Consider the following 18,224-nt stretch of genomic DNA (forward strand, 5'->3'; position numbering starts at 1 on the left):
CCTGCCGCACGGTCTGAAACCCTAACTATGCACATTCGGATTTTAGTGTGCATTATTAGTGTTTTAGCAGTGCGGTATTTTGAAAGGAACAATGATGTTCAACAAACACGTTAAGACCTTCCAATACGGTAATCATGCCGTTACTTTGGAAACTGGCGAAATTGCCCGCCAAGCTGCCGCTGCCGTTAAAGTCTCTATGGGCGACACCGTGGTTTTGGTTGCCGTTACCACCAACAAAGAAGTGAAAGAAGGCCAAGACTTCTTCCCTCTGACTGTCGATTACCTCGAGCGTACTTACGCCGCAGGTAAAATCCCCGGCGGTTTCTTCAAACGCGAAGGCAAACAAAGCGAAAAAGAAATCCTGACCAGTCGTCTGATCGACCGCCCGATTCGTCCTCTGTTCCCTGAAGGTTTCTACCACGACATCCAAATCGTAGCGATGGTCGTGTCCGTCGATCCTGAAATCGATTCTGATATTCCTGCAATGTTGGGTGCATCTGCCGCGCTGGTGTTGAGCGGCGTACCGTTTGCCGGACCGATTGGCGCGGCACGCGTGGGTTATGTAAACGGTGTGTACGTTTTGAACCCGACTAAAGCCGAATTGGCTAAATCACAATTAGACTTGGTGGTCGCCGGTACGTCTAAAGCCGTGTTGATGGTGGAATCCGAAGCCGACATCTTGTCTGAAGAAGTGATGTTGGGCGCAGTTGTTTACGGTCATGATCAAATGCAAGTGGCCATTAACGCCATCAATGAGTTTGCCGACGAAGTCAACCCGGAAGTTTGGGATTGGAAAGCACCTGAAACCAATGAGGAACTGGTTGCCAAAGTACGCGGGATTGCCGGCGAAACCATTAAAGAAGCGTTCAAAATCCGTCAAAAACAAGCGCGTTCCGCAAAATTGGACGAGGCTTGGAATGCGGTAAAAGAAGCCTTGATTACCGAAGAAACCGACACGCTGGCAGCCAACGAAATCAAAGGCATTTTCAAACACTTGGAAGCCGATGTCGTCCGCAGCCAAATTTTGGACGGCCAACCGCGCATCGACGGCCGCGACACCCGCACCGTCCGTCCGCTGAACATCCAAACCGGCGTGTTGCCGCGCACTCACGGTTCTGCACTGTTTACCCGTGGCGAAACCCAAGCTTTGGCGGTTGCCACTTTGGGTACTTCGCGCGACGAGCAAATCATTGACGCGCTGTCCGGCGAATACACCGACCGCTTTATGCTGCACTACAACTTCCCGCCATACTCTACCGGCGAAGTCGGTCGCGTAGGTGCGCCGAAACGCCGTGAAATCGGTCACGGCCGTTTGGCTAAACGTGCGTTATTGGCCGTATTGCCGAAACCTGAAGATTTCAGCTACACCATGCGCGTGGTTTCCGAAATTACCGAATCCAACGGCTCTTCCTCTATGGCTTCCGTCTGCGGCGGCTGCCTGAGTCTGCTGTCTGCCGGCGTGCCTTTGAAAGCACACGTTGCCGGTATCGCGATGGGGCTGATTTTGGAGGGCAATAAGTTTGCCGTTCTGACCGACATCTTGGGCGACGAAGACCACTTGGGCGATATGGACTTTAAAGTGGCCGGTACGACCGAAGGCGTAACCGCGCTGCAAATGGACATCAAAATCCAAGGCATTACCAAAGAAATCATGCAAATCGCTTTGGCGCAGGCCAAAGAAGCGCGTCTGCACATCTTGGATCAGATGAAAGCCGCCGTTGCAGGCCCACAAGAGCTGTCTGCACACGCGCCACGCTTGTTCACGATGAAAATCAACCAAGACAAAATCCGCGAAGTTATCGGTAAGGGCGGCGAAACCATCCGTTCGATTACCGCTGAAACCGGTACGGAAATCAATATTGCCGAAGACGGTACGATTACCATTGCCGCAACGACCCAAGAAGCCGGCGATGCGGCGAAAAAACGCATCGAACAGATTACCGCCGAAGTGGAAGTGGGCAAAGTGTACGAAGGTACTGTGGTTAAAATCCTCGACAACAACGTCGGCGCGATTGTCAGCGTGATGCCGGGCAAAGACGGTTTGGTACACATCAGCCAAATCGCCCACGAGCGCGTACGCAATGTCGGCGACTACCTGCAAGTCGGTCAGGTTGTGAACGTGAAAGCATTGGAAGTAGACGATCGCGGCCGCGTACGCCTGTCTATCAAAGCTTTGCTTGAAGCTCCTGCACGCGAAGAAAATGCCGCCGAGTAATGCTTAGGGATGAAAATGCCGTCTGAACAGGTTTCAGACGGCATTTTTTATGGGTATCGGGAATGAATGAGTGTTACAGCCACAGGACGGCAAGTTTCCATAATGCCCATAATGATACGGATAATCCCGTACACAGGCGGATATATCGGTTTTGCATGATTTTTTTCAGTTGCAGGGAAAAAATGCCGATTGCCAAAAGATTGGGCAGCGTACCCAGTGCAAAGGCAAGCATATATAATCCGCCCGTTGCCGCACTACCGCTTCCCAGCGCGTAAAGCGACGCGCTGTAAACCAGTCCGCACGGCAGCCAGCCCCATAATATTCCGACCGCAAGGCAGGCGGGTATGGATTTTATGGGTAACAGCCGGTTGAGTATCGGGTTCAGGTTGCGCCATATCGGTTTGCCGATTTTTTCGATTTTTGCCGCCAAAGAAGAAATACCGCTCAAGTATAAGCCTAAAAAGAGCAGCAGGAGGTTGGCGGCCGTGTATAAAATATTTTGCAGGACGCGGGTTTGGTCGAGTGAAACGCCGACCTGTCCGATTAATCCGAGCATCAGACCGATTGCCGTATAGCTGCTTATCCGTCCTGTGTTAAGCAGCAGGATCAGCCAAAAGCGGTTGATATGCGGGGGGAGTTGGAGCGCAAACGCGCTGCTTAATCCGCCACACATGCCGATGCAGTGCGCTCCTCCGAAGAAACCGAGCAGGAACAGGGTTAGGAAAGTGATGTCGTGGTTCATGGACGGCTCATGGTCAGATGTTTGTCGGGGAAAACGGATAATTTCCGGCAGTCCGACCAATAGGGTTTGGCGAAGGTATGCCCCGTGCTGTTAAAGTCTTGAATAAGGATGCGGTTGGTGTCATGAATTTCGACAGTCCTGTAAAATCCGCCCTTTACTGCGCTGTCGGCAGGTTTGCCGTGTGCGTCAAAATACAGGATGGTGCGGTTTTGAAAATGCGCGCAATTTGAAACGGCCGGGTTTGCCGGTATGTTTCGGGTGCAGGCAGCGAGGATTGCACAAGGGAAAAGCAACAGTAATATGCGGAACATGGTGTTTATTGTAATGGGTAACAAACAGTATAATGCTTATTTTAATCTCCCGACGGCGGGAGATGGAAGCATTTCCCTTCGGCACGGGGATTTCGGAATTCGGAAGCAACAGACAATACGGAATTTCAGAATAATATGAACACTTTGAAATTTACTAAAATGCACGGTTTGGGCAACGATTTTATGGTGATTGACGCGGTCAGTCAGGATTTTATTCCTGAGTATGCACCGATTGCGGCATGGGCTGACCGTTTCCGCGGCATCGGGTTCGACCAGCTTTTGGTGGTCGGGCGTTCGGAAACCGAAGGTGTGGATTTCCGTTACCGTATTTTCAATGCCGACGGTAGCGAGGTCGAGCAATGCGGCAACGGAGCGCGTTGTTTTGCCCGTTTTGTTGCAGACAAAGGTTTGACCGATAAGAAAGAAATTTGTGTTGAAACGGCCAAGGGCATTATTTTTCCGAAATTGTCCGATAACGGCATGGTTACGGTCAATATGGGCAAACCAAAGTTCATGCCGTCTGAAATACCGTTTGTTCCCGTATCGGACGAGGGGGATGATGCCTGTATTTATGGGGTGCATCTTGAATCCGGCATTCAGCCTGTCAGCTGCGTCAATATGGGCAATCCTCATGCTGTGATTGTAGTCGATGACGTGGAATGCGCGCCGGTGCGCGAAACCGGTTCGCTTATCGAACCGCACAGGCAGTTTCCCGAACGCGTCAACGTCGGCTTTATGCAGATTGTCAGCCGAACTGCGATTCGTTTGCGCGTGTTCGAGCGCGGCGTGGGCGAAACCCAAGCTTGCGGTACGGGCGCGTGTGCGGCTGTGGTGGCGGGTATCCGTCTGGGGCTGTTGGATGAAGGGAAAACGGTAGAGGTGATTTTGCCGGGAGGAACTTTATATATCGAATGGGCCTGCGGCGGCGATGTGATGATGACCGGCCCTGCGGAAACGGTGTTTGAAGGCGAGTTGGCGTATTCATGATTTTGCTGCATTTGGATTTTTTGTCTGCCTTACTGTATGCGGCGGTTTTTCTGTTTCTGATATTCCGCGCAGGAATGTTGCAATGGTTTTGGGCGAGTATTGCTTTGTGGCTCGGCATATCGGTTTTAGGGGCAAAGCTGATGCCCGGCATATGGGGAATGACCCATGCCGTGCCTTTGTTTATCCCCCATTTTTACCTGACTTTGGGCAGCATATTTTTCTTTATCGGGCATTGGCGGAGGAAGGCAGACGGAAACGGATGGCAGGCAGACCCCGAACATCCGCTGCTCGGGCTTTTTGCCGTCAGTAATGTATCGATGACGCTTGCTTTTGTCGGAATATGTGCGTTGGTGCATTATTGGTTTTCGGGAACGGCACAAGTGTTCGTATTTTCGGCATTGCTTAAACTTTATGCGCTGAAGCCGGTTTATTGGTTCGTGTTGCAGTTTGTACTGATGGCGGTTGCTTATGTGCATGGCAGGGGTATAGACGGGCGGCCTTCCTTTCTGTTCAGTGGTTCGCAGTTGTGCCTCGGCGTGTTGACGGCGGCGTTGATGCAGGTTTCGGTACTGGTGCTGCTGCTTTCAGAAATTGGAAGATAATACGGTGCAGCCGTATTGGAACAAAAAGTTATAAAGAAAGAAAATTTAGGTATTGGTTTTTCAGACGGCATAGGTTTAGGATACGGCCATATCTGAAATTTGTTTATGGTTCGGCGTGAATACTCTGTAATCGGACAGGATGTTGACAGGGGATTGCGTGCCGTACTATCGAAATCTTATTATTCAGGAGCAAAAGATGAAAATTGCAAACAACATCACCGAATTGATCGGCAACACGCCTTTGGTCAAACTGAATCGTCTGACCGAAGGTTTGAAGGCAGAGGTTGCCGTGAAACTGGAATTTTTCAATCCGGGCAGCAGCGTCAAAGACCGCATTGCCGAAGCAATGATCGAGTCCGCCGAAAAAGCGGGCAAAATCAACAAAAACACCGTGATTGTTGAGGCAACCAGCGGCAATACGGGTATCGGTTTGGCAATGGTATGTGCAGCACGCGGCTACAAACTGGCGATTACCATGCCGGAAAGCATGAGCAAAGAGCGCAAAATGCTGTTGCGTGCGTTTGGTGCGGAGCTGATTCTGACCCCTGCCGCCGAAGGTATGGCGGGCGCGATTGCCAAAGCGCAATCCTTGGTGGACGCGCATCCCGACACTTATTTTATGCCGCGCCAGTTCGACAATGAGGCAAACCCCGAAGTCCACCGCAAAACAACCGCCGAGGAAATTTGGCGGGATACGGACGGCAAAGTCGATGTCTTCGTTGCCGGTGTCGGCACGGGCGGTACGATTACCGGCGTGGGCGAAGTATTGAAAAAATACAAACCCGAAGTCAAAGTGGTTGCCGTCGAGCCTGAGGCTTCCCCCGTATTGAGCGGCGGCGAAAAAGGCCCGCACCCGATTCAAGGTATCGGCGCAGGCTTTATTCCGACCGTTTTGAATACCAAAATCTATGACAGCATCGCCAAAGTTCCGAACGAAGCAGCTTTTGAAACCGCCCGCGCAATGGCGGAAAAAGAAGGCATTTTGGTGGGCATTTCTTCCGGCGCGGCGGTTTGGAGCGCGTTGCAGCTTGCCAAACAGCCTGAAAACGAAGGCAAATTGATAGTCGTGTTGCTGCCTTCTTATGGCGAACGCTATCTTTCCACGCCCCTGTTTGCCGATTTGGCATAATGCTTTAATCGGATTGTCAAAACATTCAGACGCATTTTTCGGTATCGGTGTAACGCCGTGCCGGAAAATGCGTTTTTGCGTATATGCCGAAAACGCCGGTTGTGTTTTAATCAGGTGTTGGTGCCGCCGCATTGCTTGAGGGAAATATTTTTTATTCGGGTTTTATCCGGCAGGACGGTTTTTTTGCCCCAACGGAAAATAGTCGGTCTGCCCGTAAAATCAGCCGTTTGTCCGGGTGCAGCCGGGGCTTTGGGCTTCAGACGGCATATTTTCGGAATGGCGGCATTCTTGCCGTCGGCGCGGCAGCCGTATGGGGAAGGGAGGGGATATTGTGGTCGGTAACGGCAAAAAATATGCCGCACCATTGCTGGTGCTGGGTTGCGTGGTGTTCGGTCTGGGCAGTCTGATTGTCAGATCCGTCCCCGTCGGTTCGTATGCAATCGCATTTTGGCGGTTGCTGATTTCGGTGTTCGTATTTTGGTTTTTAGCACGGTTTTTCGGGCAAAAATTCCCAAAAAACAGGAAAACCGTCCGATATGCCCTGACGGCGGGCGTGTTTCTCGCTTTCGATTTGGCGTTGTGGCACGAAAGCATACACGCGGTCGGGCCGGGTATTTCCACCCTGCTCAACAGCCTGCAAATCTTTTTCTTGTCGGCAATCGGTGTTTTCTTTTTCGGCGAGCGTTTGAGCGGGCTGAAAAAGGCAGGCTTAATATCGGCAGTTGCCGGTGTGGCGATGATTGCCGGTGCGGAATTCGGCTACAACGGTAATGCGGTTTGGGGATTCGTCAGCGGTTTGGTGTCCGGGCTGATGCTTGCCCTGTCGATGGTGTTCGTCCGCAAGACTCATGAAGTCGAGCCGGTGGCGCTTTTCCCTTCAATGATGATTTTGAGTTTAGGCGGCGCGGTATCGTTGGTTGTTCCGGCATTGCTGATGGACGGCGGCGCGCTTTATCCGACGACTTGGAAAGATGCGGGTTTGGTGCTTGTGTACGGCGTGGTGATGCAGTGCTTCGCGTGGGCGATGGTTGCCTATGCGATTCCGCTGCTTTCGCTGTCGCTGACGGGGCTGCTGCTTTTGTCCGAACCGGTTGCCGCCCTGTTCATCGATTATTTCGGATTGGGCAAACCGATTGAAGGCGTGCAGTGGGCAGGGGTGGCGCTGACGCTTTCGGCAATTTATCTCGGTTCGCTGAAACAGCAGTCCGAGCCTTGACTCCGTCCGGCATCAGATTTTCTGCCGTGGCAAACCTGCGTACGATTGAACTGGCAGGCAGTCAAAACCGGCAAGATCAAACACGCCGGCAACGGCGCGGAGCGGAAAATGCCGTCTGAAGCCCTTTCAGACGGCATCGGGGCGGGCAGAATCAAAAAAGCCGCCTCCGCTGGAATGGCAATGCAACTAAAATAATGTCCGTATTTCCATATGCCGCCCACACCGTCAGTCGGACGAAATGCCCTTTATTCAATGGGATGGGTTTCCACACAAACGGAAATATAGTGGATTAAATTTAATCCACTATATTATCCCCGAGGCTGCCGGCAGGGAAACAAGGCGTTTGATGATAAAAATGCCGTCTGAAACAGGGTTCGGATGGCATTTTTGATGTTCCGGCGTAATTTTCCGGCCTAACGGATTGCCGTACCGGCCCTGCCGAAATCGCCGAAGTTCATCAAAATGAACATTGCCTTGCCGACAACCAGCTTGTCATCCACAAATCCCCAGTAGCGCGAATCGGCACTGTTGTCGCGGTTGTCGCCCATAGCGAAATAGCGTCCTTCGGGAACTTTGCACACGAAACCGCTGCCGTCGTCGGCATATTGGCAGTGTTCCAAACCGCTTTGCTCTATGGAATATCCGTTTTCAGACATAATATCGGAGGTATATTTGCCCAATACGGGCAGGGAAACGGCAGGCTGTCCTTCTTTTTTCAGAATATTGAAGGATTTGCCGTCCAGACCGCTGCGGAACATATCCGTGTTGTGGATTTCGGAAGGGTCGGTGTCGTCGGGATAACGGTATGTGCCGTTAGGAATATCGGAAGTGGGTTTGCCATTTACCGTCAAAATCTTATCCCGATATTCGACCACATCGCCCGGAATGCCGACAATACGCTTGATGTAGGTCATCTCCGGCTGCAGAGGATAATTAAAAACAACGACATCGCCCCGTTCGATTTTGCCTGTAGGAATAAATATATTGTTTAAAACGGGTACGCGCAGGCCGTAGGAAAATTTGCCGACCAAAATGAAATCGCCCTTGATCAGGCCCGGGCGCATCGAGCTGGACGGGATTTGGAACGGTTCGGCAATAAACGACCGGATGAGGAACAATACCAAAACGGTAGGGAAGAAACCGCCGAAATAATCGCCGAAGTGGCTGCTTTCCGAGATTTCGGGATGAGTCTTCAGGCGGTATTTGTATACCCCCCAAGCCGTACCGCACAATACAACGAAAATCAGGAAAACGGCGGTAAAGCTCATAAATAGGGACAAAGCGGCAAACACGCCGACCGCTGTCAGGATATAGGCGTATTCGAGGCCGGAACTCCATTCACCGTTTTCCTGCCGCTTTTTGTCGCTTTTGAAATAAAGGATGATGCCGGCAAGCAGCGCGGCAGCCGCGCCCGACATTAGCATAGTGTTCATTGTTGTTCCTTAATGCTTAAAAAACCGCCCGTCCGTGCAACCGTTTTAAGGCGGCAAATTGCAAAATTTGTTTGCGGGCGCGTGCCCCTGAAATCAGGGCGGTTTGAGGGGTGTTCCCGACGCGCCGCCCTGTGTGCCGGAGTTATTTGTCGCTCACCTGCAAAATCGCCAAGAACGCGCTTTGCGGAATTTCCACATTGCCCACTTGTTTCATACGGCGTTTACCTGCCTTTTGTTTTTCAAGTAGTTTTTTCTTACGCGTAATATCGCCGCCGTAACATTTCGCTAAGACGTTTTTACGCAGTGCTTTGACGTTTTCGCGGGCGATAATCTGGCTGCCGATGGCGGCTTGGACGGCAATGTCGAACATTTGGCGCGGAATCAGCTCGCGCATTTTCGATGCCAGCTCGCGGCCTCGGTGAACCGCGCTTTGACGGTGCACAATCAGGCTTAAGGCATCGACTTTTTCGCCGTTGACCATAATATCCAGCTTAATCAAATCAGACGGTTGGAACTCTTTGAAATGGTAGTCCAACGAAGCATAACCGCGCGAAGTGGATTTGAGTTTGTCGAAGAAGTCCATGACGACTTCGTTCATGGGCAAATCGTAAGTCAGCATGACTTGGCGGCCCATATATTGCATATTGACCTGAACGCCGCGCTTTTGGTTACACAAAGTCATGACGTTGCCGACGTATTCCTGCGGCACGAGGATGGTCGCGGTAATAATCGGCTCGAGTATGGTTTCGATGCTGCCGATGTCGGGCAGTTTGGACGGGTTTTCAACTTCGATTTTTTCGCCGCTTTTCAACACGACTTCATAAACCACCGTCGGCGCGGTGGTAATCAAATCCATATCGAACTCGCGCTCCAAGCGTTCCTGCACGATTTCCAAGTGCAACAGACCCAAGAAGCCGCAACGGAAGCCGAAGCCCAATGCTTGGGAAACTTCAGGCTCGAATTTTAGCGAAGCATCGTTCAGCTGCAATTTTTCCAAAGCATCGCGCAAGGCTTCGTAGTCGTGGCTTTCTACGGGATAAAGTCCGGCGAATACCTGGCTTTGCACTTCTTGGAAACCGGGCAGCGGTTCAGAGGCAGGATTGGCAACCAAAGTAACCGTATCGCCGACTTTCGCCTGTCCCAATTCTTTTACACCGGTAATCAAAAAGCCTACTTCGCCGGCTTTGAGTTCTTGTTTTTGAACCGATTTCGGTGTGAATACGCCCAGTTGCTCGACCTGCGTTTCCGCCTTGGTGCTCATAAAGCGCACTTTGTCTTTCAGCTTGATGATGCCGTTTTTCACACGGATCAGCATAACCACGCCGACATAGTTGTCAAACCACGAATCGACGATAACCGCTTGCAGCGGCGCGTTTTCGTCGCCGGTCGGTGCGGGGATTTTGGCAACGATTTCTTCCAAAACATCTTCCACGCCGATACCGCTTTTGGCGGAACATTGCACCGCGCCGACGGCATCGATGCCGATGATGTCTTCGATTTCCTGTTCCACGCGTTCGGGGTCGGCGGCGGGCAGGTCGATTTTGTTTAAAACGGGCACGACTTCCACGCCCAAATCAATCGCGGTGTAGCAGTTCGCCACGGTTTGCGCTTCCACGCCTTGCGACGCGTCAACCACCAAAAGCGCGCCTTCGCAGGCGGACAGCGAACGGGAGACTTCGTAAGAGAAGTCGACGTGTCCCGGCGTGTCAATCAAGTTAAGCTGATACATCTGTCCGTCGCGTGCTTTGTAGTTGAGTGCGGCGGTTTGCGCTTTGATGGTGATGCCGCGCTCTTTTTCGATGTCCATGGAATCGAGTACCTGTGTACTCATTTCGCGCAAATCCAAACCGCCGCAATATTGGATGAAGCGGTCGGCAAGCGTCGATTTGCCGTGGTCGATGTGGGCGATGATGGAGAAATTTCGGATATTTTTCATTAGGGTTGTGTGGGATGTCGGACAGTGGGTTTGGGAAATGCCGTCTGAACAAACGGCGTTGCGTCCGAATATCGGGTGCAACGTGGAAATAGCCCGTTATTCTAACGGAAAACCGCTGTTTTGGCATAAGTTTGATAAAGGTCTTATAAAGATTTGACGATTTCTGCCACCATTTTTGCGGAACTTGCCGCCGCCGTTTTCAAAAATTCGTCAAAGCTGATGTCTGCCTTTTCGTCCGCCGAATCGGAAACGGCGCGGATGATGACGAAGGGCGTTTCCAACTGATGACAGATTTGGGCAATCGCCGCCGCTTCCATTTCCACTGCTTTGACTTCGGGGAAGTGTTTGCGGATTTCCGCCACGCCTTCGCTGCTGTGGACAAAGCGGTCGCCGCTGACAATCAGCCCTTGTTCTACCGCCGCGCCTTCAAACGTCCGCGCCGCCCGTTTTGCCGTTTCAATCAAAATGCCGTCTGAAGCAAACCTTGCCGGCAGTTGCGGCACTTGTCCCCAGGCATAGCCGAATGCGGTTACATCGACGTCGTGGTGTGCGGTTTCCGTACCGATGACTACGTCGCCGACTTTCAAACCCTTGCCCAAACCGCCCGCGCTGCCGGTGTTGATGACGCATTCCGGTGCGAATTGATGGATAAGCCAAGCCGTTGCAACCGCCGCGTTGACCTTGCCGATGCCGCTCAATGCAAGCACCATGCGTTTTCCCGCCAATTCGCCTTCATAGGCGGAAAATCTGCCGAAAGAGACGGCTTTGACATTTTCCATCATCTCGCGCAAAAGCTCGATTTCTTGTTCCATTGCGCCGATAACGGCTACTGTTTTCAAAGACATATTGCTGACCTGCTGTGAATTTCGGATAGAATGCCGAATTATACACGCTAACACGGCAGGATTGAGTGGGGGCGGTTTGTCCATGCCGTCTGAAACGGTTTCAGACGGCATGGCGGGTTTTTGGTAAAATGGGAAGGTACAGATTGTTTGAAAATTGGGGGACGAGGATGTTTACCGATGAAAATATGACTGCAAAGGAAGAACTGTTCGCATGGCTGCGCCATATGAACAAAAACAAAGGTTCCGACCTGTTTGTGACGACCCATTTCCCGCCCGCGATGAAGCTGGACGGCAAAATCACCCGCATCACGGACGAGCCGCTGACGGCGGAAAAATGTATGGAAATCGCCTTTTCAATTATGAGTGCGAAGCAGGCGGAAGAATTTTCATCGACCAACGAGTGCAACTTCGCCATCAGCCTGCCGGACACCAGCCGCTTCCGCGTCAATGCGATGATACAGCGCGGCGCGACGGCGTTGGTATTCCGCGCGATTACCAGCAAGATTCCCAAGTTTGAAAGCCTGAACCTACCGCCTGTCTTGAAGGATGTCGCGCTGAAAAAACGCGGGCTGGTTATTTTTGTCGGCGGCACCGGCTCGGGCAAATCGACTTCGCTTGCCTCGCTTATCGACTACCGCAATGAAAATTCGTTCGGACACATCATCACCATCGAAGATCCGATCGAGTTTGTCCACGAACACAAAAACTGCATCATCACCCAGCGCGAGGTCGGCGTGGATACGGAAAACTGGATGGCGGCGTTGAAAAACACGCTGCGGCAGGCGCCCGATGTCATCCTTATCGGCGAAATCCGCGACCGCGAAACAATGGACTACGCCATCGCCTTTGCCGAAACGGGGCATTTGTGTATGGCGACGCTGCACGCCAACAGCACCAATCAGGCACTCGACCGCATCATCAACTTCTTCCCCGAGGAGCGGCGCGAACAATTGCTGACGGATTTGTCGCTCAACCTTCAGGCGTTTATTTCGCAACGCCTCGTTCCGCGAGACGGCGGCAAGGGCAGGGTGGCGGCAGTCGAGGTGCTGCTCAATTCGCCCCTGATTTCGGAGTTGATTCACAACGGCAACATCCATGAAATCAAAGAAGTGATGAAAAAATCCACTACCCTGGGTATGCAGACCTTCGACCAACACCTTTACCAATTGTATGAAAAAGGCGAGATTTCCTTGCAGGATGCCTTGAAAAATGCCGATTCCGCACACGATTTGCGTTTGGCGGTACAGTTGCGCAGCCGCCGGGCACAAAGTTCCGGCCCCGATTTGGAACTGCTCTGATGGCGGTATAGATTTCCGGACGGGCAGTTTGACATGATTTATCCGTGGCATAATGAACAATGGCGGCAGATTGCGGAGCATTGGACGAGCCGTCCCAATGCTTGGCTGTTTGCCGGCAAAAAGGGGACGGGGAAGACCGCGTTTGCCCGTTTTGCGGCGAAGGCGTTGTTGTGCGAAACCCCTGCACCGGGCTGCAAACCCTGTGGCGAATGTATGTCCTGCCATCTGTTTGGACAGGGAAGCCATCCCGATTTTTACGAAATCACGCCTCTGGCGGACGAACCCGAAAACGGGCGCAAACTGTTGCAGATCAAAATCGATGCCGTCAGGGAAATCATCGATAATGTGTACCTGACTTCGGTACGGGGCGGTTTGCGCGTGGTTCTGATTCATCCTGCGGAAAGTATGAATGTCCAAGCCGCCAACAGTTTGTTGAAAGTGTTGGAAGAGCCGCCGCCCCAAGTGGTCTTTTTGCTGGTCAGCCACGCGGCGGACAAGGTTTTACCGACCATTAAAAGCCGCTGCCGGAAGATGGTTTTGCCCGCTCCTTCGCATGGGGAAGCATTGGCATATCTGCGTGAAAGGGGTGTGGCGGAGCCGGAAGAATTTTTGGCGTTCCATTCGGGTGCGCCGCTGTTTGATGAGGCGGACGGTGTCCGTGCGTTGCGGATTAAACTGTTGGATATTTTGGCAGAGCCGAGGTTGTTGAAGATTTTGGATTACGCCGCGCTTTTCGATAAGGAGAAACTTCCGCTCGCCGTATTTGTCGGGTGGATGCAGAAGTGGCTGGTCGATTTGGGATTGTGCCTGCGACACATGAAACCCGTCTATTATCCTGCTTATGAAGACAGGCTGCTTCAGACGGCATCCGGCTTCCGCCCGCGCAATATATTTGCGGCGGAGGATATGCTCAAACAGCTTGCCCCTTACGGGTTTCATACTTTAAATGTCAAAATGCAGATCGAGCATCTGCTCATCAATTATTTGGAATTGAAGAAAGAGAACGGGTGAATTATGTCAGACGGACAAAATATTCCGGCAAAAATGATGTCGTTGCAGCTGAAAGACATGAATCTGCTGTACAGCTCCTATATGCCGTTTTTGGAACATGGCGGTCTGTTTGTGCAGACCGACGACGTATTTTCCATCGGGGACGATATTCTGCTTGCCGTAGAAATCCTCAACTTCCCCAAACTGTTCCTGCCGACCAAGGTCGCTTGGATTAATCCTGCGCGTACTTCCTCCAAACCCAAAGGGGTTGGGCTGGCATTCACAAAACACGAAAACTGCCTGAAAGTCAAAGACCAGATCGAAGTCGAACTGGGCAGCACAATCAGCGGCAGCAGACTTACGTTTACCATGTAACGCCATGCATATCATCGATTCGCACTGCCACCTCAATTTTGAAGGTTTGAAAGAACGCCTGCCCGAAGTTTTGTCCAACATGGAAGCAAACGGCGTGGGGCAGGCACTCGCCATCAGCGTCAGTAGGGAAAGCTTCTCCGAAGTCTTTGCCGTCGCCGAAGCGCACGAACACATCTATTGCACCATAGGCGTACATCCCGACAGCAAGGAAGCCGAAGAATTTTCCATTGCGGAAATGGTTGCCGCAGCCGCCTCGCCGAAAGTGATCGGCATTGGAGAGACGGGTTTGGATTATTACTGGTGCAAAGGTGATTTGTCCTGGCAGCACAAACGCTTTGCAGACCACATCGAAGCAGCCAATCAAACCGGGCTGCCCGTTATCGTCCATACGCGCGATGCGGCGGCGGATACCTTGTCTATCCTGAAAGAATGCCGGGTTAATTCGGGCGTTATCCACTGTTTTTCCGAAGACATCAGTTTTGCCCGTGCAGCAATGGATTTGGGGCTTTACATTTCTTTCTCGGGAATCGTTACCTTTAAAAACGCACCCTTGGTTCAGGAGGCGGCAAAATATGTGCCGGACGACCGCATTTTGGTGGAAACCGATGCGCCGTTCCTTGCCCCCGTTCCCAAGCGCGGCAGGCAGAACGAGCCGGCTTTTGTGCGTCATACCGCCGAACATATTGCCAAATTGCGGAATCAAACATTGGAACAGGTTGCGGCATATACGACGGAAAACTTTTACCGTCTGTTTAAAAAAGTGCCCGATATGCGGGCCATCTGACCCTGTGCCGACGATAAGGGAAACCATGAGGGCAATTCATCCGTATGCATGTCCGCGCTGCTGCCGGCTGCCTGCCAACACGTTTCGGACAGGCATGAGGCAGTCGGTATGGCAAATTCCGCTTCCAAATTCTGCATTGCCAAAGGCGGCAGACGGGAAGCAAAAAAGACGAAAGCGGCGGCGGATATACCCTGTGCCATTTGCCGGACAGCAGGATTGTCGAGGAGTGGGAATATTTCCGTTCACAACATTGATACTGCGCGATATACGGCAAATATTGTGGGAAGTTTCCGCTTTTGCGTATAATGCGCCCTACCTGACAAATTTTGTCAACTTTAATCAAAAGGAATAAGCGATGGCTTCCATCCACGACCAAATTAAAGAAGTAGTAACGACTCACCGCGTCGTATTGTTTATGAAAGGTACGAAGCAGTTTCCGCAATGCGGTTTTTCTTCACGTGCCGTACAAATCCTTAATGCGGCAGGCTGTACCGACTATGTAACCGTCAACGTATTAGAAAATCCCGAAGTACGTCAAGGTATTAAAGAATACAGCGACTGGCCAACCATTCCCCAACTTTATGTGAACGGCGAATTTGTCGGCGGCTCGGACATTCTGGCGGAGATGTATGAGGCAGGCGAGCTGCAGGATCTGCTCAAAGCCTGATCCGGCAGGCAATGCCGTCTGAACGTGTTTCAGACGGCATTTTCTTTTCCGGCAAATTAAAAAAAAGTATAATGGCGCGTCTCAAAATCACACTGGAACACTGCGATGAACGTTAACGTTATCAACCATCCGCTTGTCCGCCACAAATTAACCCTGATGAGGGAGGCGGATTGCAGCACCTACAAATTCCGAACGCTTGCCACCGAACTGGCGCGCCTGATGGCATACGAGGCAAGCCGTGATTTTGAAATCGAAAAATACCTTATCGACGGATGGTGCGGTCAGATTGAAGGCGACCGCATCAAAGGCAAAACCCTGACCGTCGTTCCCATCCTGCGCGCCGGTTTGGGTATGCTTGACGGCGTACTCGACTTGATTCCGACTGCCAAAATCAGTGTGGTCGGTCTGCAGCGCGACGAGGAAACATTGAAACCTGTTTCCTATTTTGAGAAATTTGTGGACAGTATGGACGAGCGTCCGGCTTTGATTATCGATCCTATGCTGGCGACGGGCGGTTCGATGGTTGCCACCATCGACCTTTTGAAAGCCAAGGGCTGCAAAAATATCAAGGCACTGGTGCTGGTTGCCGCGCCCGAGGGTGTGAAGGCGGTCAACGACGCGCACCCTGACGTTACGATTTACACCGCCGCGCTCGACAGCCACTTGAACGAGAACGGCTACATCATCCCCGGCTTGGGCGATGCGGGCGACAAGATTTTCGGCACGCGCTAACTGACTGATTTTCGGAGTTGATATGAATTTTCAAGACTATCTCGCCACATTTCCTTCAATCGACCATCTGGGCGGTTTGGACGTTCAGGATGCCGACGGCAAAACGGTTCACCATATTCCCGCCGTACAGGGCAAGCTCGGTTCGCTCAAGCTGTACAACGCTTTGGCGGAACGTTTTGACGGCAGGTTGGATAAAGAAGCGGCAGAACAGGGTTTGATATGGTTTGCCGAACATGTTGCCGACGCGCACGCCCATCCCGGCAAGCATCCGAACATCGACCTGCTGGAAAAAGTCATGCAAAGTGGCGAAACCTTCCTGCTCAAGCCGCTTGCCGCGCAATAATTTTTGACCATGCCGTCTGAAATCCGTTTCAGACGGCATTTTATCGGAAAGAAGACCGTAAAACGGGCATTTTCTTTTCTATTTCAGGATACGGGCAATGATGTTTCAACACACAGGACGATACATATAGTGGATTAACAAAAATCAGGACAAGGCGACGAAGCCGCAGACAGTACAAATAGTACGGAACCGATTCACTTGGTGCTTGAGCACCTTAGAGAATCGTTCTCTTTGAGCTAAGGCGAGGCAACGCCGTACCGGTTTTTGTTAATCCACTATAAAGCGCCGCCCTATGTGTTGCCCTAATTTGGAAGGGGTTAAACCCCTCTCAAATAAAATCTGATGCTGCTGCCACGAAGGACGGATGTCCAAGTGGCGGGGTTTCAACCATTAAGGAAATACGATGAAAAAAATGTTCCTTTCTGCCGTATTGCTTCTGTCGGCTGCGACCCAAACCGTGTGGGCGGATACGGTATTTTCCTGTAAAACGGACAACAACAAATATATAGAAGTTCAAAAAATCAACCGCAATCTTTACGAATATTCGTTCGGCAGTGCGGCAAAAAAAGAAATTGCCATACGCAACAGCAAAGCTGACCTGTTGGGGCGTTCCGACAGGTGGCAAGGCATGGGTAGCGGACGCCGGGCAACGATGAAATTCCAAAACGGCGAATTTATGTACACCGTATGGACAGGCTTCGATTCCGTGACTCATACGGAAAGCAGCGGTGTCGTTGTGGAGCGTAGGGGCAAGGAAGTCGCACGGGTCGGCTGTACGCCGAAAACCGCGCAGGCGAATTTCAACGATGACGATTTTTCCTGGTAATCGGGGCGGATAAGGCGATGGAAACAGTGAAACCCATCATGCTGATTGTCCGACCGTCGGGCAGGGCGAAGGACGATGTGGAAACCTGCCGTCGTACCGGATGGCAGGCGGAAGTGTTGAGCCCGATTGAAATCGAAACCGACGAAGCAAGCCTGAAACGGCTGCCGGAAATGTATGCCCGTGCGGATGCCGTGTTTTGGGTCAGTCCGACCGCCGTTGAAACCGCCGTCCCGTACCTTAACCTTTCAGACGGTATAAAGATGCACATTGCCGTAGGGCAGGGCAGCCGCCGCGCATTGGAACGCTGTTTTGGCAGAACGGTCATTGCGCCTCATGACGGAAACGACAGCGAGGCGGTTTTGCGCCTGCCGGTTTGGAACAGTCTGCCCGAAGGTGCGCGCGTATTGTTTGTGCGCGGACACGGCGGGCGGGATTTTCTGATGAATGCCTTGCAGGAGAAAGGTTTTCGGACGGAGGTGGCAGAAGTCTATTTCAGACGGCATAAACCTTTGAACTTTCAAAATTTCCAAACCGAAAATATTGCCGCCGCCTATATTACGTCGACCGAGCTGGTGCGCTTGTTGTTCGGGCAGCTTCCGCCGCGATTTTCCCGATTCTTCAAATCCTTGCTATACTTTACCCATCATCCGCGCATTGCGGAGGCATTGAAGCGCGAAGGCGTGTGTTCGGTCGAAACCGTCCCTACGCTGGAAGCTGCGCTTTCCCATTCTTCCATTTCCGTTTCAGACGGCATGGTCTTTCCCGGAACCTCAAACCAATAAGGAGCAAAACG

The 18,224-nt window shown here is 51.9% G+C and carries 20 protein-coding genes and 1 pseudogene; 16 read left to right on the forward strand and 5 right to left on the reverse strand.

What is annotated here, in order from left to right; all coding sequences use genetic code 11:
* Positions 1-91: 91 nt before the first annotated feature.
* On the forward strand, positions 92-2,215 hold the full coding sequence (gene pnp / locus ACNAU7_RS00365; RefSeq protein WP_416299691.1) for a polyribonucleotide nucleotidyltransferase: 2,124 nt from the start codon (positions 92-94) through the stop codon (positions 2,213-2,215).
* Positions 2,216-2,288: 73 nt separating this feature from the next.
* Here the strand turns inward: pnp and ACNAU7_RS00370 are convergent, their stop codons facing one another.
* Positions 2,289-2,957, reverse strand: a complete 669-nt coding sequence (locus tag ACNAU7_RS00370; RefSeq protein ID WP_416299693.1) for a sulfite exporter TauE/SafE family protein — start codon at positions 2,955-2,957, stop codon at positions 2,289-2,291.
* Positions 2,954-3,268: a hypothetical protein gene (locus ACNAU7_RS00375; protein ID WP_416299695.1), complete on the reverse strand. Its 315-nt coding sequence runs from the start codon at positions 3,266-3,268 to the stop codon at positions 2,954-2,956. The genes ACNAU7_RS00370 and ACNAU7_RS00375 overlap by 4 nt, the downstream gene beginning before the upstream one ends.
* Positions 3,269-3,403: 135 nt before the next feature.
* On the opposite strand from ACNAU7_RS00375, the gene dapF reads away from it, so the two are divergent.
* From dapF to ACNAU7_RS00400, 5 genes are all read left to right on the forward strand, one after another.
* Entirely contained in the window at positions 3,404-4,255 is an 852-nt protein-coding gene (gene dapF, locus ACNAU7_RS00380; RefSeq protein ID WP_416299697.1) for a diaminopimelate epimerase, read from the forward strand.
* A complete protein-coding gene (locus tag ACNAU7_RS00385; protein ID WP_416299699.1) occupies positions 4,252-4,857 on the forward strand; it encodes a hypothetical protein in 606 nt (201 codons plus the stop codon). Before dapF ends, ACNAU7_RS00385 begins: the two co-directional genes overlap by 4 nt.
* A gap of 196 nt (positions 4,858-5,053) precedes the next feature.
* The gene (cysK, locus tag ACNAU7_RS00390; protein ID WP_416299701.1) at positions 5,054-5,986 is read left to right on the forward strand and encodes a cysteine synthase A; all 933 of its coding nucleotides are present in this window, start codon (positions 5,054-5,056) and stop codon (positions 5,984-5,986) included.
* Positions 5,987-6,296: 310 nt separating this feature from the next.
* Positions 6,297-7,202 (forward strand): DMT family transporter, encoded by a 906-nt coding sequence (locus tag ACNAU7_RS00395; RefSeq protein WP_033915023.1) that lies wholly within the window; start codon positions 6,297-6,299, stop codon positions 7,200-7,202.
* 45 nt (positions 7,203-7,247) lie between these two features.
* On the forward strand, positions 7,248-7,397 hold the full coding sequence (locus ACNAU7_RS00400; protein WP_416299703.1) for a hypothetical protein: 150 nt from the start codon (positions 7,248-7,250) through the stop codon (positions 7,395-7,397).
* Positions 7,398-7,615: 218 nt separating this feature from the next.
* On the opposite strand, the gene lepB is transcribed toward ACNAU7_RS00400, so the two are convergent.
* From lepB to ACNAU7_RS00415, 3 genes are all read right to left on the reverse strand, one after another.
* Complete coding sequence (gene lepB / locus ACNAU7_RS00405) at positions 7,616-8,635, reverse strand: signal peptidase I (protein ID WP_416299705.1); 1,020 nt, start codon at positions 8,633-8,635, stop codon at positions 7,616-7,618.
* Positions 8,636-8,777: 142 nt separating this feature from the next.
* On the reverse strand, positions 8,778-10,571 hold the full coding sequence (lepA, locus tag ACNAU7_RS00410; RefSeq protein WP_416299707.1) for a translation elongation factor 4: 1,794 nt from the start codon (positions 10,569-10,571) through the stop codon (positions 8,778-8,780).
* 143 nt (positions 10,572-10,714) lie between these two features.
* A complete protein-coding gene (locus ACNAU7_RS00415; protein WP_416300229.1) occupies positions 10,715-11,416 on the reverse strand; it encodes a 5'-methylthioadenosine/adenosylhomocysteine nucleosidase in 702 nt (233 codons plus the stop codon).
* Positions 11,417-11,583: 167 nt separating this feature from the next.
* On the opposite strand from ACNAU7_RS00415, the gene ACNAU7_RS00420 reads away from it, so the two are divergent.
* The 10 genes and pseudogenes from ACNAU7_RS00420 to ACNAU7_RS00465 all read left to right on the forward strand — a co-directional run bounded on the left by ACNAU7_RS00420 (position 11,584) and on the right by ACNAU7_RS00465 (position 18,213).
* Positions 11,584-12,714, forward strand: a complete 1,131-nt coding sequence (locus tag ACNAU7_RS00420; RefSeq protein ID WP_025457249.1) for a PilT/PilU family type 4a pilus ATPase — start codon at positions 11,584-11,586, stop codon at positions 12,712-12,714.
* Between the two features lie 33 nt (positions 12,715-12,747).
* Positions 12,748-13,725 (forward strand): DNA polymerase III subunit delta', encoded by a 978-nt coding sequence (locus ACNAU7_RS00425; RefSeq protein WP_416299709.1) that lies wholly within the window; start codon positions 12,748-12,750, stop codon positions 13,723-13,725.
* Positions 13,726-13,728: 3 nt separating this feature from the next.
* On the forward strand, positions 13,729-14,079 hold the full coding sequence (locus tag ACNAU7_RS00430) for a PilZ domain-containing protein (protein ID WP_416299711.1): 351 nt from the start codon (positions 13,729-13,731) through the stop codon (positions 14,077-14,079).
* A gap of 4 nt (positions 14,080-14,083) precedes the next feature.
* Complete coding sequence (locus ACNAU7_RS00435) at positions 14,084-14,863, forward strand: TatD family hydrolase (protein ID WP_416299713.1); 780 nt, start codon at positions 14,084-14,086, stop codon at positions 14,861-14,863.
* A gap of 25 nt (positions 14,864-14,888) precedes the next feature.
* A pseudogene (locus ACNAU7_RS00440) lies at positions 14,889-15,117 on the forward strand (DUF333 domain-containing protein).
* A gap of 101 nt (positions 15,118-15,218) precedes the next feature.
* On the forward strand, positions 15,219-15,530 hold the full coding sequence (gene grxD, locus ACNAU7_RS00445; RefSeq protein ID WP_002241342.1) for a Grx4 family monothiol glutaredoxin: 312 nt from the start codon (positions 15,219-15,221) through the stop codon (positions 15,528-15,530).
* A 105-nt stretch (positions 15,531-15,635) separates the two neighbouring features.
* Positions 15,636-16,262: a uracil phosphoribosyltransferase gene (upp, locus tag ACNAU7_RS00450; RefSeq protein WP_002246895.1), complete on the forward strand. Its 627-nt coding sequence runs from the start codon at positions 15,636-15,638 to the stop codon at positions 16,260-16,262.
* A 22-nt stretch (positions 16,263-16,284) separates the two neighbouring features.
* Positions 16,285-16,605, forward strand: a complete 321-nt coding sequence (locus ACNAU7_RS00455; protein WP_416299717.1) for a DUF2322 family protein — start codon at positions 16,285-16,287, stop codon at positions 16,603-16,605.
* 403 nt (positions 16,606-17,008) lie between these two features.
* Complete coding sequence (locus ACNAU7_RS00460) at positions 17,009-17,431, forward strand: protein Gly1ORF1 (RefSeq protein ID WP_416299719.1); 423 nt, start codon at positions 17,009-17,011, stop codon at positions 17,429-17,431.
* A gap of 17 nt (positions 17,432-17,448) precedes the next feature.
* Entirely contained in the window at positions 17,449-18,213 is a 765-nt protein-coding gene (locus ACNAU7_RS00465) for a uroporphyrinogen-III synthase (RefSeq protein WP_416299721.1), read from the forward strand.
* Positions 18,214-18,224: the final 11 nt, after the last annotated feature.

The organism is Neisseria sp. LACPHL-SPEC-2024-00856, from assembly GCF_047915665.1.
Taxonomy (GTDB): Bacteria; Pseudomonadota; Gammaproteobacteria; order Burkholderiales; family Neisseriaceae; genus Neisseria; species Neisseria polysaccharea.